This window comes from Kiritimatiella glycovorans, from assembly GCF_001017655.1.
Lineage (GTDB): Bacteria > Verrucomicrobiota > Kiritimatiellia > Kiritimatiellales > Kiritimatiellaceae > Kiritimatiella > Kiritimatiella glycovorans.
This window is the reverse complement of sequence record NZ_CP010904.1, coordinates 393,470-407,748: the sequence shown is the minus strand read 5'-3', so window position 1 is coordinate 407,748 and position 14,279 is coordinate 393,470. Positions and strand designations below refer to the sequence as shown.

Here is a 14,279-nt window from a genome sequence, read left to right as displayed (position 1 = left end):
ATCATGAAACGAAAGTTCTTACCGGGGATCGTGCTGGGACTGGGCATCGCCGCGACGTGCTCCGCGGAGTGGGAAAAGGTCGACGACTTCGACACGTACGACCACGGTGAACCGGTGGCCGGCCGTGCGGGCTGGGCGGTGAAGGATGCGGAACTCACGGGCGCGATGGCGATGACCGATCCGGAGCACCCCGAAAACCGCATTCTCAAATTCTACCGCAGGGGGAACGGCGAAGAACACGACTACCTCTGGAACGCGGAGCGGCTGCGTATCGACCGCGGCGCGCGCGGAACCGGCACAATCTTCATGCGCCTCTTCCTCGGCCGCGCCGAGTCGTCGACCTCGGTAAAATTCGGCGTCTCGCACCAGGACTTTCAGACGCCGAACGCGCTCAAGCAGATGGTCTGGTTCCGACACTCCGGCGAGGCGGGCGTCAAACCGGTCGCCGACGCCGACGGTCAACCTCTGGAGGGCATGAAAATTCAAAGCGGCCGCTGGTATCGCCTGTGGATGGTCGTCCGTCACGGCGATGAAGGCGAGGCGGACGCAGACGTGCATCTTGTCGCCGAAGACGGTTCGGCGGAGCTTCACCTGACGGAGGCCGATTTCGTGCGCGAGGCCCTGCCCCACTCCGTGGGCACGGACTTCACGCGGTTCGGGTTCGTCAAGGGCGATGTCGACGACCGCGCGATCTACCTCGACGACGTCTACATCGACCACGCGGGCGAGAATCTCACCGACCCGACGCAAAACTGAAGAGGGACAGGTATGAAACGCAGAGATTTTCTTGAATCGATGGGCGCGGGAACGATCGGCCTCTCCGCCTCGCGGGGCCTGGCGATGAAAGCCGGGCACAGGGCGCCCAACGTGATCGTCATCCTGACCGATGACCTCGGCTACGGCGACCTCGGCTGCTACGGCAACCGGCGCGTCCCGACCCCGAGTCTCGACCGGCTCGCCTCGGAGGGCATCCTGTTCACCGACGGCTACGCCCCGGCGGCGATCTGCACCCCGACGCGCTACGCCATGCTCACCGGCCGCTACCCCTGGCGCACCTGGCTCAAGAAGGGCGTGGTCGGCGAGGCGCCCTCGCTGATCGATCCCGCCCGCTACACGCTGCCCAAGATGTTCCGCGACGCGGGCTACGCCACGGGCTGCATCGGAAAATGGCACATCGGACTCGGCACCGAGGAGGACAAACGGGACATCGACTGGAACCACCCGCCGATCGAACCCAACCCCAACACGCACGGCTTCGATTATTCCTTCATCCTCCCCGTCGGCCACTTCTTCCCGCCGTACGTCTATATGGAGAACGATCACGTCTGGAACCATGACCCGGACGACCCCATACGCGTCGTCTGGCCCGAGCGCGGGAAACCCACCATGGAGGGCGGCGAACAGGCGCGCTACCGGCAGGAGGACGTCACCCGCGACCTGGTGGAACGGGTCGAACGGTTCATCGACGATCACCGCCGCGATCCGTTCTTTCTTTACTTCGCGACCTCCAAGCCGCATTCGCCGCACATTGCGCACGAGGACTTCCAGGGCAGGAGCCGCGCCGGCGCGTACGGCGATGTACTGATGGAACTGGACTGGTCCGTGGGCGAGGTGATACGCCACCTGGAACAGCGGGGGTTGAGGGAAAACACGCTGATCGTGTTCGCGAGCGATAACGGCGGGGTCGGAAGGATGCACGGCGACCTGCGCGACGAGAACTACAACCCCAACACGCCGCTGCGCGGCAACAAGGGCGACTGCCTCGAAGGCGGCGTGCGCGTGCCGTTCCTCGTGAGCTGGCCGGCGCGGATCGCCGGCGGCGGACGTTCGTCGTCGGTCGTCTGCCTGACGGACCTGATGGCCTCGTTCGCAACGCTGCTGGGACGAACCCTCCCCGAAGGCGCCGCGCCGGACAGCTACGACGTACTGCCCGCACTGATGGATGCCGGGGTTCAGGCCCCGGAGCGACCGCTTGTGCTTCAGGGGCGCAGCGGGGTGCTCGCCCTGCGCTACGACCGGCATCTCTATATCGGCGATCCCGGCAACGGGGACTGGGACCGGAGCGCCGAGCGCATGCCGGCCGCCGATCTCAAAGCCCAGCTCTACGACCTTTCGCTCGACCGGAAGGAAGATTTCAATCTGTACGACGACCTGCCCGGCCGCGCGTCGGAAATGGCCGATATCCTGGAACGGCTGCGAAGCGAAGACAGCCTCACGGTCTGGAGCGAACTGGGATTATGATGATGCGACACGGGATTGAGGAACACAGCCGAAGCGGCTTCACCCTCGTCGAGCTGCTCGTGGTGATCGCGATCCTGGCCGTGCTGATGATGATCCTCGTGCCCGCGATCCAAAAGGGACTGGAACAGGCCCAGATGACGCGCTGCCAGTCGCACCTGCGCACGATCGGCGTGGCCGTCATGGAACACGTCTCCGATCACAAGAACAGGCTGCCCTGGCTCGGCGATTTCGGATGGGACCAGGGGAGCTGGAACGTCGATCGCTTCTGGCGCAACCAGCTCGTGGACGGCGGCTACCTGGAGGACTACGACGTCCTGCAATGTCCCGGGGAAAAACATCATCACGGCATGGGCGATCTCGGTCCGAACCGCTATATCATACCGCACTCCCGGATTCCGCCTACGCTGGCGTCCATCCGCCGTCCGCGCGAAACCGTCCTGTGCGGCGACACGCGCCAGTTCGCGAACGGACGATGGCAGGGATCCTGGTGGATGCAGGCCGATAATTTCGTCGATAATCACGAACACAAAACGGGCGTCCCCTGGCCGCCCCGCCACGGCGAGTTCATGAATTTCCTGTTCTTCGACGGCAGCGTCCGCGCGCTGAAACAGGACTACCTCAAGGAAAACGACAACCTGCTGTTTCACGGGGAAGAGGAGTAGCGGTGATGGATTTCAAGAGAACTCTTCTCATGCTCGGAGCCTTTGTCCTGGCCCTGGCCCGGACGGCCGTCGCGAAGCAGCCCGATCCGCCCAATGTCCTGCTGATCTACGTGGACGACGTCGGCTACGGCGAGTTCGGCTGCCAAGGGAATCCGCAGATCCCGACCCCGAACATCGATTCGATCGCCGCGAACGGCATTCGCTTTACCCAGGGCTACGTCACCGACTCCCTCTGCAGCCCGAGCCGCGCCGGCCTGATGCTCGGGCGCGTCCAGACGCGGGTCGGGCACGAGACCAACCCGCCGTGGGGCCAGCACTGGAAGGAATACGGGCTTCCGCTCACGGAACGGACCATGGCCGACCGCATGAAGACGGCGGGCTACGCGACCGGGATGGTCGGCAAGTGGCACCTCGGATTCAAGCCGGAGTACTGGCCGACGAAGCGCGGCTTCGATGAGTACTACGGGAACCTGGAGAACTCGCGCTCCTACACCACCCCGGTCATTCTCGACTCACGGGACGACAACCCGCAGCCGCGCAAGGTGGAGGAGGAGGGCTACTACAGCACCTTCGCGTACGGCGCGCGGGCGCGCGATTTTATCGACCGCCACCGGGAACAGCCCTGGTTCCTGTACCTCGCATTCTACAATCAACACGGCCCGATCGAGGAGGCCCCGCCCGGCTACGCGGAGGAGTTCCCGGAGATCAGCGACCCCAAACGACGCATTTTCGCAGGGATGATGGAAGCGCTCGATGAAGAGGTCGGCAGAACGCTGGATCACCTGCGCGCGCTGGGTCTTGAAGAGAACACCCTGATCTTCCTGATCTCCGACAACGGCGGGCCGACCTACAGCAACACCTCCGTCAACGATCCCCTGCGCGGAACCAAGATCACCCACTTCGAGGGAGGCCTGCGCGTACCGTACCTGATGCAGTGGAAAGGACATATTCCGGCCGGAAAGGTCTACCGGAAACCCGTCAGCACGCTCGATGTGCAGCCGACCGCGCTGGCCGCGGCCGGCGTGTCGATCGATCCCGACTGGAAGCTGGAGGGGGTCGACCTGGTGCCGTACGTGACGGGCCGGAACGACGGCGTGCCGCACGAGACGCTGTGCTGGCGGCGCGGCTCCTTCCGCACGATCCGTCACGGCGACTGGAAACTCATTTTCCGCAAAGGGCATCCGGCCCGGCTCTTCAATCTGAAGCAGGACCTCGAGGAAAAACACAACCTCGCGAAGCAGTATCCGGAGCGGGTCGACCAGCTGCGCCGCCGCTGGGAGGCGTGGAACCGCCATAACCACGAACCGCTGTGGCTCTCCGGAAAGTATGAATAAGCGGGGAGAAATAAGCTCGTAGTAGCGCCGTAAGCGCCCGAAGGGCCAGGGCGCGTCACCCGTTCGTAGTAGCGCCGCACGCCTGCCCCCGGCAGACCAGGCGCGTGAAGATAACGGTCCCGGCCCCGCTTCGCAGGCCCGGCTTTACAGCCACTCGAAATAGACGATCTCCGTCCGGTGGCGGCCATCGAGCGAGCGGAACGGGTCGCGCCAGACGAGGGCCACCGCCCGGCGTTCGGCGAGCACCTGCGAGGGATCGTCCGGTGCCGTACTCTGCGCGGCGAGCAGGATGGTGAAGAGGTTCTGGCGCGGGTTGAGCAGGTTGAACGAGTGAGCCATCACCGAATCGGCGCCCCACTTATTGCGCGTCTTCTCATCCAGAAACGGCTCGATATCGTCGTAATCGAACTGCCGCAGGAGGTCGGCCGTGGCCGCCACATTGCGATTGGTGCGGACCTGGTCCAGCATTCGCGCCAGGCCCAGTGCGTATGCCGTGGACATCCGGTTGGTGTCCGAGAACCCGGGGAAGTCGACATACGGGACCGAATCGAACACCGCGCCGAGCACGGGCGCGTGCGGGGTGTTCACGTTCACCAGCCCCCGGGTCGGGACCGTGTTGGTCCGGCTGAACTGGAAGTACTTGAAGACGGGCACGGCGCGATCTCCGACGAACGGGATCGTGCGCCATTCGCCCCCCTCCGCCCTGCGGTAGGGGATATGGCCGAACTGAGCGAGCGACGTCAGTTCGGGCTGCCCGGCGTCGAAATCGGCGTAGTTCCCGCTCTCCTCCTCCGGCTTGGGCGGCATGAACATATCCGGATCGCCGTCGCGGCCCGGTTCCATGTACGTACAGCGCGTGTTCATCTCTCCCAGGGTGTGTTCGTCACGCCGTTCCTCACAATTTAACCCCGAGAGCAGATGAAACCCGTTGTTGAATCGCGGGTCCTCCGCCTCGAGACTCACCGTGACCCAGGTGCCTGCATCGGGATTTGAATCGATCTCCCAGCCGCGGTCGCCGATATTGCTATCCACCCGCCCGAACGACTGATGGGCGTGCGCGTTCGGGTCGTGATCCGTCCCGCTCGAATTCGAATCCATCAGCATCCTGCGGGTTCCTCCGGATTCATAGTAGTACAGCGAGGTGATCTGCTGGAATTTCATGGCGAACGGAGGTGGCTGCTCGACTTCGAACACAAAGGTACGCGATCCGACTTTAAAGGCATCGGAACCCGTTCCGCCGGTGAATCCGTCCGATACGTCGATAGGGACACGGGCCGTGCCGTAGCGGGGTTCCGTCCAGGCGTGCTGAGAGCCGTCGGGGTCAATATACCACCTGCACACCGCCCGCGGACCACCCGAATCGACGACCCTCCACTGGTTATATCCGCATATGAGATCATGAAAGATGTATTCAAAGTATCCGGACTCTCCGTCCTCGGTTTCCGCTTCCGGGTACTCGATATGGCCCTTGTACGGGTACCAGAGTTCGACCGAGATGCGGGCGAAAAGATAATCGTTGGTTGACCCCTCGTAATCCTCGCGGTAATCGGTTTCCAATACGATCTCGTTGACCATCGGGCCGCGCCAGATCTGCCAGTTCTTAAACAGAGAGTTCCGGCTCCAGTGGGCCTCGGGTTTCCCCATCCCGTGCTCTTCGGCGAACCGCCACGGACGCTGGAGACCGAGGTTGTAGTAGATGAGCTGGCGGATGATCTGGGTCGGGGGATAAGCCAGGGGGTTCGACGCGCCCTCCAGATCGCTCTGGCTCCTCATCGTGTCCAGTTCGTCACGCGTGTAGATCTCCGCGTCGACCAGCATATTCTCGACGGCCGTCAGGACGCGCTCCTGGAAATTCTCCTCATCCTTCATGTACTTGCGGACCCAGAGCGGTGCCGTCACCGTTTTGGTGATCATCGTGATGCCGTTGCCTTCCTGAAAATCCTCCGGATCGGCGACCTCGACGTCGAACGTCACCAGGTCCTGGTCCAGCACGATCCGGTCCACGACTTCGTTGGTGTTTCCGGTAAACGGATTGAGATAGCGGTTGGTGGGGAAAAACGACCAGGCCTGCGCGAACTCGGAATCGACGATCGTTCCGGATCCGATAAGTTCCTCCAGACCCATAAACCGCTTCCAGGTGTTGGAGCGTGCCGCGTGAAAATACTGCAGGCGGGCGAGGGTGTCGAATTCCGTGGGAAAAAGCCCGGGATCGAGGCGGATCTCGCCGGAGGAGAGGCCGCGTTGACGGGGCCCCCGGAACACTTCGTTGAAATCGAGAAACCCGGACTGATCGACCAGCACATATCCCGTCCGCCCGATCGCGCGGCCGTCCCCGTCGACGATCTCATTCCAGCGGGCGGTATTTGCCACGGCGCGGGCCTCGGGTTCGGCGGATGCGGGCAGATGATCCCGATACGCCGAGTCGGGGAACCCGGCATCGGGTCCCATCGGGCCGCCCCCCGAGGACGGAAAGGACACCAGCACATTGCTGGAGGCGCCGTCCAGTCCGCTGAAATCGGGGTAGATCCGCTCGCGGGCCTGCAGGATCCTTTCCGTTTCCATGAGCGAGCGCGCCAGGGCCGACTGCACGAGCTGCTCCGCCTGAGTTTGGTGGACCTGCTGACGCGTGATAAGCCGCTGCGTGCGCATGCTGACGGAGAAGTGGATCGCCATCAGGGTCAGCATCGCGAGCACGCCGAGCACGACGACCAGCGTAATGCCCGCGTCGCGCCGCACCGCCAATCCGTCCGTTCCGGCGCACTCCTTCCCTTCGTGCATCCTGTGCCCCACGGCCTGTCTCTCCTCCTCCAGCGATCCACCCTCAAACCACCATGATAATGCAATCGTTTCCCACTGCAAGGCTAAATCGAAGTGGGTTCGCGTGTGATGAACCGGCGGACCGGTCGAGGGAGGCGCGTCAGTCGCCCCTCTCGCGACAGGGCATCAGCGGCCCTGAGTTCAACTCGGGGACAACCGGGGGAATATCGTACTCGTACTCGAATTCCTTGAACAGGGGGAGTGGGATCGCGCCTTCGGCGCTCCGAGTACGCGTACGAGTACGAGTGCGAGTACGAATTATGTTCACCCCCCTCAACCAACCTTCATGCTCTTCATGTCCTTCATGTGAAGGTAGGGATTCTGCTGGACAGCAGAAGGCCGTCCGCAAACCCGGCGCGCTTAGCCTGTCCGCCGAAGGCATAAAGGGCCGAAGGCGGAGAGATCGCGCCCTACCCAAGAGGTGCAAGCCGAACCCGTGCGTGAGGGATCGGATGGTATTTGAACCGCTTACGGGGGTCAGACCCCGTGCCCTCTCAGTCGCACCCTTCGCGACAGGGCACCCGCGGCCTTCGCCGCATCCCGGCACGAACGACGAGATCGGGAAGCAACCACGCCGGGCGGACGTCACGGTTATCCCATTGGAAAACATGGAGGCGGGGATCGTTCACATCCAGGGGCATGCGCAAGGTGAGCGTATGGAGGTCCTCGTACGACGCCGGGGGATCCATCAGGGTCATCCCGGCCCGCTCGGCGGCGGCAGGGAGGGTAGACGCCGGCGCGCCATAGCGATGAAACCGGTCACAAAAGGGCTCAAAAAAGGCCGCCTGGGCCGGGCGATGGATCCGCAGCGTATTCGAATCCTGAACGCAAACGTCATCCGGGGCGTCCCCGGCCAGGGAGGGGGAAATCGTGAGGCCCCAGCCCTCGAGATCCTCCCGCCCGTAACGCAGCCGGATCGCCTGGCGGAAGCCCACGCTGTTGAGCGGACTCATGTTCACAACATAGAAATGCGAACCGGCGGGGGGGGCCGGGGCGAGGGCCTGGATCTGACGCAAACTCTGTTCGCCGGCTCGGGTCAGACACCACGCGACGCCCTGCTCCACCAGCGTGATTGCCGACCAAAACACGAGCAGGGTGATCGACGCGGCCCGAAGCCTTCGTTTCATATGGGGCCGAGCGCGCCACCGATCGGAGAGACTCCGATACACCGCCACAAGCATCAGCGCCCATCCCGCCCCGGCGAGATACCCATTGCGCTCGCCCGCCATGGCCATCAGCGAGGGCGCGGTAAACAGGGCGAGCCAGATGACTCCAATCCGGAATACGGGATCCCGCCAGGCGATCCGGGCCGTCAGTCCCAACACAAAAAGGGAAAGAGCCAGCAGCCCGAGCGTCCATCCCGGATGCGCAAGCAGCCGTTCCCCGCATGCCGTGGCGTCGATCTGAACGCAAAAGATAAAGTCCAGCAGGTATTGGGTGATATTGGTCGTAAGCTGCCGGACCGCGACGAGCAGGGAGGAGGTATCGAGACCGTAGGGCGGAGGCATGGAGCCGAGTCCGCCGAAAAGGACCATCCGGCCGGCGAGATACGCCGCCGCGCACGCGAACAGACAGGTGAGCCTGACGACGGCCCGCGTACGAGCCGGTCGTCCCCCCGTCCTCCATCGTGTACCTTCCAGAAGCAGCATCACCCCCGGAAGCGTGAGGGCCGTCTCCTTGCAGGCGAGGGCCGATAGAAAGAGCAGAACGGTGATCACGCCCCGGAGCCCCCGTCGTCCCGGGGTCGTCATCCAACGGTCGTAGCTGAGAATCGTCAGCAGCACCATACAACAGACCAGCAGATCGAACCGCCCGGAGACCCAGTACAGCGCCTCCCCGTGCACGGGATGAACCGCGAATACCGCCGCCGTGAGCAGCGCCGGGCGGTCGGTATTAAACAGGCGACGGGCCAGCCGATACGTCAGCCAGGTCGCCAGCAGATGCAACAGCAGGTTTGTCAGATGATAGCCGAACGGAGCCAGCCCCCAGACGGCATGGTCGAACGCGAAGAGCAGCACTCCCAGCGGGCGGTAGAAAGGCAGGACCCCGGCGGGCGCAAACCACATTGAACTGGCCGTGTGGGTCAGGGCGGGCGAGGTGAACAGCGCCCCGACCCAGGGCCAGCTCACCTGGCGCACGTCATAGAGATAGACATAATCATCGAGGAACAGCGGACACCAAAGGCTGGGGATATGCAGGGCGAATACCGCCAGGAGGAGCCCCGCTACGCGCCACGAATCGCCCCCGAAACGCGGGGCATCCCCGACCATGCCTGCCGGATCAGTCGGCATGTCCGTCACATGCAGCGGCAACAAGCAAGGCGCGGCGTGGCCTCCGCGCCGGACGGGCCTGAAGAAGCACGTTCATGGGTGCGACGGTAGAAGAGGCCGGCCGGAGGCGTCAAGCAGAACGCCGAATTGGACTTACCCCAGTTTTCAGCCGAACCCCGGAAACCACGTTTGCGGGAAGCTTGAGACAGGAGGCGAACGGGGATGCGGGCTGCGCGATGCGCCGATGCGGGAGAGAAGAGCGGCGATGCCATCGGCGAGCGCGTAATAGTGGAACTCTGCGATACCGAAGAAGCGTTTTGAGGCCTTGATGGCATAGGCCGAGAGAACGGCCAGTTTTACCGAGCTGCCCAGCCAGACCGCCGAGAAGTAGATCGCGGCAAGCACGAGCGCCATCATGTTCTGGAGGCGCTGGTACGAGAGGACGCGGACGTCTTCGAGCTTGTAGCTCTGCTTGATAAAGCGGAGGGCGTCTTCTACGAGCCAGCGTGAAATATAGCCCTCAACGATGAACCATATCGACTTGCGGCTCTTCGTCACCTCTTCGGTGGTCAGCAGCATCATGGGCTTCCGGCCAAAGCCTTTGACCACGATCAGGTAAAGCCAGGGTTTCTTCCCCGGCATCCTGACTCGCCGGAAACCGTACTCGATCTGATAAGTCTTCTCGCCTTCGCGAGTCTCTTTGACGAGCTGATCGCGATAGAGCATGGGGCAACTCTCCGCCAGATCCAGGGCCCGGCTGTTCTTGCCGCGATAGCGCAGATGGCGGCTGCCCGTCAGCCTGATGATAAATCGCCAATGATTACGGAGAAGGTGGTTATAGATCTTGCAGCGGTCGCCGCCGCGGTCGATCACGTAGATGCCTCGTCTAGAGACCGCCCGGCTGATCATGTTGATGATCTCCCGCAACTGGTGGTTCTCACTGATAAAGTCCGGAGCTTCGGCCGACCACAGGCGATGATGCAGCGGCAGCATGCGGCGCTTGCCCACTTCACAGGCCACGGCCAGGCAGCTCCAGTACCCGTTGACGATCTGCCCCGTGCTGCCGTCACGCACCCGGCCAAGAAAGGGCATCGCTTCGGCGTAGTTCTTCCGGATATCACTCGGGTCCAGAATGATCAGCGTGTCTTTGTGTATCTTGCGCGAGGCGGAGGATGCGATCTCTTTGTTGATCGCCTGATCCATACCCGGGGCGTTCAGGTGGCGAGACAACCGCGCCTCGGTCTTCTTTAATTGGACCGGCTCATCAAGCTTACGCGATAGGGTGCTCAGCTTCACATCCTTGCCCGCCAGCAGCCCGAAGATCATTTGCTCTATGAACCGCTGTTTCGGTTTCGAAAAGTGGGGATAAAATATCCCCATAAATTTCCCGATCTGGTCTCGGATTTTCAGCGCGCTTCGGGTACGGTCCCTGACGGTCTCCTTGTGTTTGTTTTGTCACCTCCATCTTTTGATGGTGTCACTTGGAGACCACTCTATTCCACTTCTATTTTGCCTCTTTTGCCGTCCTGCAGGGGCGTTCCCTCAATTCCCTGCGAAAAACCGGGGATAGTCCTGGGGATCCCCCCACGGGACATCCGCTCAATCACCATGCGCTCCACCCTCGTCAAGTGCTTGCCCTTCCTGCTATTCTGATTCTGTTCCATGCCGTCTCCTTCCTCTGTTGTCCTGTTGTAAGACCACAAAGGATAGCGAACCACGGCATGGAACGCTCTCTCCTATACCTGCGGCATTTCACATTACACTTCTCACTGCCAATCCTTGAACCGTTTTCCGTTTCCCCCGTCCTGTCCGCTCTGGTATAAAGGCCCGCTCATCAGGTCCGATTACGGCTGAACTCAAAAACCATCGAGCGAATACCATGCTGAACCTCATAATGAAAAAGATGCTGGGGACGAAGAACGAGCGCGACCTGCGCAAGCTGCGCCCCCTGATCGACGAAATCAACGCCCACGAGGAAAAGCTTCAGTCCCTCACGGACGCGGAGGTGCAGGCCAAAACGGACGAGTTCCGCAGGCGGCTTGACGGGGGCGAGACGGTCGACGACCTCATGAGCGAGGCCTTTGCGGTGGTCAAGAACGCCTGCCGCCGCCTCTGCGGACGGAGTTTCGACGTCTGCGGGCGCGAAACCGAGTGGGCCATGGTGCCCTTCGACGTGCAGCTCATCGGCGCGATCGTGCTCCATCAGGGCCGCATCGCCGAGATGGCCACCGGCGAGGGCAAGACGCTCGTCGCCACCATGCCCGTCTACCTCAACGCCCTGCGCGGAGAAGGGGTGCACGTGGTCACGGTCAACGACTACCTCGCCCGCCGCGACGCGCAGTGGATGGGGATCATCTACGAGTGGCTCGGCCTGACGGTGGGCTGCCTGCAGAACCAGATGCGTCCCGAGGAGCGGCGTGCGCAGTACGAGTGCGACGTCACCTACGGCACCAACTCGGAGTTCGGCTTCGACTACCTGCGCGACAACACCGCCTTTCAGCCCGAGGACATCGTCCAGCGCCGCGGCCATCACTACGCGATCATCGACGAGATCGACAGCATCCTGATCGACGAGGCCCGCACGCCGCTGATCATCTCCGGACCCGCCCCGCACTCCTCGGGACAGCAGTACCAGCAGCTCAACCCCGCCGTTGCGCGGCTCGTCCGCCGTCAGCGCGAACTCTGCACCCGGCTGCTCAAGGAGGCGCGCTCGCTGCTGGAGAAGGGCGACGACGAGACCGCGCAGCTCAAGCTCTACCAGGTCCGCTGCGGGATGCCCAAGAACAAGCAGCTCCTGCACATAATGGAGGACGCCCGCGCCCGCAAGCTGGTCGAGCAGGTCGAGGCCCAGATGCTCACCGACATGCGCAAGGACGAGGCGCGCGACCTGCGCGAGGAGCTGTTCTTCAACATCGACGAAAAGGGCCACGACGCCAGCCTCACCGAGAAGGGCTGCGCGGCGCTCAATCCCGACGACCCCGAGATGTACGTCATGCCCGACCTCGTCTCCGAGCTGGCCGAGGTCGACAGCGACGAATCGCTCGACGAGGCCGCCCGCCTGGAGAAACGCCAGGCGATTCAGCAGCACTTCACCGAACGCAGCGAGCGCATCCACGCCGTCGACCAGCTCATCCGCGCGCACTGCGTCTACGAGCGCGACGTGAACTATGTCGTCCAGGAAAACCGCGTCCAGATCGTCGACGAGTTCACCGGCCGCGTCATGCCCGGCCGCCGCTGGAGCGACGGTCTGCACATGGCAGTCGAGGCCAAGGAGAACGTGAAGATCGAGCGCGAGACGCAGACGCTCGCGAGCATCACGATCCAGAACTACTTCCGGATGTACGACAAGCTCTCGGGCATGACCGGCACCGCGGAGACGGAGGCCGAGGAGTTTCACCAGATCTACGGGCTGGACGTGGCGGTGATTCCCACCCACCGTCCCTGCCGCCGGGTGGATTCCAACGACATGATCTACCGCACCCAGCGCGAGAAATTCAACGCCCTGCTCCAGCAGATCGAGGCCTGCCACAACCGCAAACAGCCCGTGCTCGTGGGCACGATCTCGGTCGAGACCTCCGAACTGATCAGCCGGATGCTGCGCCGGCGCAATATCCCGCACAACGTGCTCAACGCCAAGAACCACCAGCGCGAGGCGGAGATCGTGGCCAACGCCGGTCAGCCCGGCGCAGTGACCATCGCCACCAACATGGCCGGACGCGGCACGGACATCAAGCTCGGCGAGGGCGTGGTGCAGATTCCGCGCGACGTCGTCACTTCCGACCTCAAGCTCGAGGACAAGTACGACGGACCGTCGCTGCGGAAGTATCTCGAAGAGCACCCCTGCGGGCTGTGCGTGATCGGATCCTCGCGCCACGAATCGCGCCGTATCGACCGTCAGCTCCGGGGGCGCTGCGCACGGCAGGGCGACCCGGGGATGTCGTTCTTCTATGTTTCGCTGGAGGACGACCTTATGCGCCTGTTCGGTTCCGACCGCATGTCGCGGATCATGGAGCGCCTCGGCATCGAGGAGGGCGAAGTCCTCGAACACCCCTGGCTGAACAAGTCGCTGCAGACCGCGCAGAAACGGGTCGAACAGCACAACTTCGCCATCCGTAAACGGACGCTGGAGTTCGACGACGTGATGAACAAGCAGCGCGAGGTCATTTATGAACTTCGGCGCAGCGTCCTGTTCAGCGACGAGCCGCGCAACCAGATTTTCGACCTCGTGACCGACGCCGTGTCCGATCATGTTCAGGCGCTGATCGACGAAAACACGGCGGCGGCGCGCGAGGACTTCATCCGCTGGGTCAACGAGAGTTTCCCGGTGGGCATGCAGTCCGGCGAGATCGAGTCCTATGAGGACGCGGAGGCGCTGACGGACTTCGTGATGAAGCGCGTCCGCCGCGCCTACGAGATCAAGATTCTGCAGGAGAATCCCGACGCCCTGCTGCGCCTCGAGCGGCATATCATCCTGAGCGCGGTCGACGAACACTGGCAGGAGTACCTGCGCAGCATGGACGGCCTGCGTGAGGGCGTGAACCTGCGCGCCTACGGTCAGCGCGACCCGCTGATGGAGTACAAGAAAGAGGCCTACGGGATGTTCTCGGAGCTGATGGACCGGATCAAGCAGGACGTGGGCCACAACCTGTTCCGCTCGGCGACGTCCGTCGAGGCGATCGAACAGTTCCTGCACAATCTCCCGCAAATGTACGTCCACCAGCAGAGCCAGGCCCTGGGATCGGGCGGAGGGGACGACCGCCGCACCGGCGGAGGGAGTCCGGGCGCCCGGCCCGCGCCGGAGCCGCTTCCCGATGAACCGCCGGGCGGCGGCGGAACCTCGGCGTCGGCCGCGCCGCACATCGTGACGGAAAAGGTGGGCCGCAACGAACCCTGCCCCTGCGGAAGCGGCAAAAAGTACAAGAAGTGTTGCGGAAAATAGCACCCACGAGGACTCG

Annotated in this window: 9 protein-coding genes; 5 read left to right on the top strand and 4 right to left on the bottom strand. The window is 63.2% G+C overall.

Annotated features, from left to right (window positions below):
• Nucleotides 1-3 precede the first annotated feature (3 nt).
• The 4 genes from L21SP4_RS01770 to L21SP4_RS01755 are packed head-to-tail and all read left to right on the top strand — an operon-like array spanning nucleotide 4 to nucleotide 4,237.
• Entirely contained in the window at nucleotides 4-756 is a 753-nt protein-coding gene (locus L21SP4_RS01770; protein ID WP_052881050.1) for a hypothetical protein, read from the top strand.
• A 12-nt stretch (nucleotides 757-768) separates the two neighbouring features.
• The gene (locus L21SP4_RS01765; RefSeq protein ID WP_052881049.1) at nucleotides 769-2,241 is read left to right on the top strand and encodes a sulfatase family protein; all 1,473 of its coding nucleotides are present in this window, start codon (nucleotides 769-771) and stop codon (nucleotides 2,239-2,241) included.
• On the top strand, nucleotides 2,238-2,903 hold the full coding sequence (locus L21SP4_RS01760) for a type II secretion system protein (protein ID WP_082116440.1): 666 nt from the start codon (nucleotides 2,238-2,240) through the stop codon (nucleotides 2,901-2,903). The genes L21SP4_RS01765 and L21SP4_RS01760 overlap by 4 nt, the downstream gene beginning before the upstream one ends.
• Nucleotides 2,904-2,908: 5 nt before the next feature.
• Nucleotides 2,909-4,237, top strand: coding sequence for a sulfatase-like hydrolase/transferase (locus L21SP4_RS01755; RefSeq protein WP_052881047.1), 1,329 nt, complete (start codon nucleotides 2,909-2,911; stop codon nucleotides 4,235-4,237).
• A 144-nt stretch (nucleotides 4,238-4,381) separates the two neighbouring features.
• On the opposite strand, the gene L21SP4_RS01750 is transcribed toward L21SP4_RS01755, so the two are convergent.
• From L21SP4_RS01750 to L21SP4_RS13045, 4 genes are all read right to left on the bottom strand, one after another.
• Nucleotides 4,382-7,027 carry a hypothetical protein gene (locus L21SP4_RS01750; RefSeq protein ID WP_144413714.1) on the bottom strand — a complete coding sequence of 882 codons (2,646 nt, stop codon included), beginning with the start codon at nucleotides 7,025-7,027 and terminating at the stop codon, nucleotides 4,382-4,384.
• 521 nt (nucleotides 7,028-7,548) lie between these two features.
• The gene (locus L21SP4_RS01745) at nucleotides 7,549-9,345 is read right to left on the bottom strand and encodes a hypothetical protein (protein WP_144413713.1); all 1,797 of its coding nucleotides are present in this window, start codon (nucleotides 9,343-9,345) and stop codon (nucleotides 7,549-7,551) included.
• 144 nt (nucleotides 9,346-9,489) lie between these two features.
• A complete protein-coding gene (locus L21SP4_RS01740) occupies nucleotides 9,490-10,704 on the bottom strand; it encodes a transposase (protein ID WP_052881044.1) in 1,215 nt (404 codons plus the stop codon).
• A 113-nt stretch (nucleotides 10,705-10,817) separates the two neighbouring features.
• Nucleotides 10,818-10,988 carry a hypothetical protein gene (locus tag L21SP4_RS13045; RefSeq protein WP_160300624.1) on the bottom strand — a complete coding sequence of 57 codons (171 nt, stop codon included), beginning with the start codon at nucleotides 10,986-10,988 and terminating at the stop codon, nucleotides 10,818-10,820.
• Nucleotides 10,989-11,203: 215 nt separating this feature from the next.
• Between L21SP4_RS13045 and secA the strand changes: the two genes are divergently transcribed.
• Nucleotides 11,204-14,263 carry a preprotein translocase subunit SecA gene (gene secA / locus L21SP4_RS13250; protein ID WP_052881043.1) on the top strand — a complete coding sequence of 1,020 codons (3,060 nt, stop codon included), beginning with the start codon at nucleotides 11,204-11,206 and terminating at the stop codon, nucleotides 14,261-14,263.
• Nucleotides 14,264-14,279: the final 16 nt, after the last annotated feature.

What these genes read in the sequence shown, in the direction of transcription:
- L21SP4_RS01770 (WP_052881050.1), top strand. Translation starts at nt 4, where the DNA reads ATGAAACGAAAGTTCTTACCGGGGATCGTGCTGGGACTGGGCATCGCC.
- L21SP4_RS13045 (WP_160300624.1), bottom strand. Translation starts at nt 10,988, where the DNA reads ATGGAACAGAATCAGAATAGCAGGAAGGGCAAGCACTTGACGAGGGTG.
- secA (WP_052881043.1), top strand. Translation starts at nt 11,204, where the DNA reads ATGCTGAACCTCATAATGAAAAAGATGCTGGGGACGAAGAACGAGCGC.
- L21SP4_RS01765 (WP_052881049.1), top strand. Translation starts at nt 769, where the DNA reads ATGAAACGCAGAGATTTTCTTGAATCGATGGGCGCGGGAACGATCGGC.
- L21SP4_RS01745 (WP_144413713.1), bottom strand. Translation starts at nt 9,345, where the DNA reads ATGCCGACTGATCCGGCAGGCATGGTCGGGGATGCCCCGCGTTTCGGG.
- L21SP4_RS01760 (WP_082116440.1), top strand. Translation starts at nt 2,238, where the DNA reads ATGATGATGCGACACGGGATTGAGGAACACAGCCGAAGCGGCTTCACC.
- L21SP4_RS01740 (WP_052881044.1), bottom strand. Translation starts at nt 10,704, where the DNA reads ATGGGGATATTTTATCCCCACTTTTCGAAACCGAAACAGCGGTTCATA.
- L21SP4_RS01755 (WP_052881047.1), top strand. Translation starts at nt 2,909, where the DNA reads ATGGATTTCAAGAGAACTCTTCTCATGCTCGGAGCCTTTGTCCTGGCC.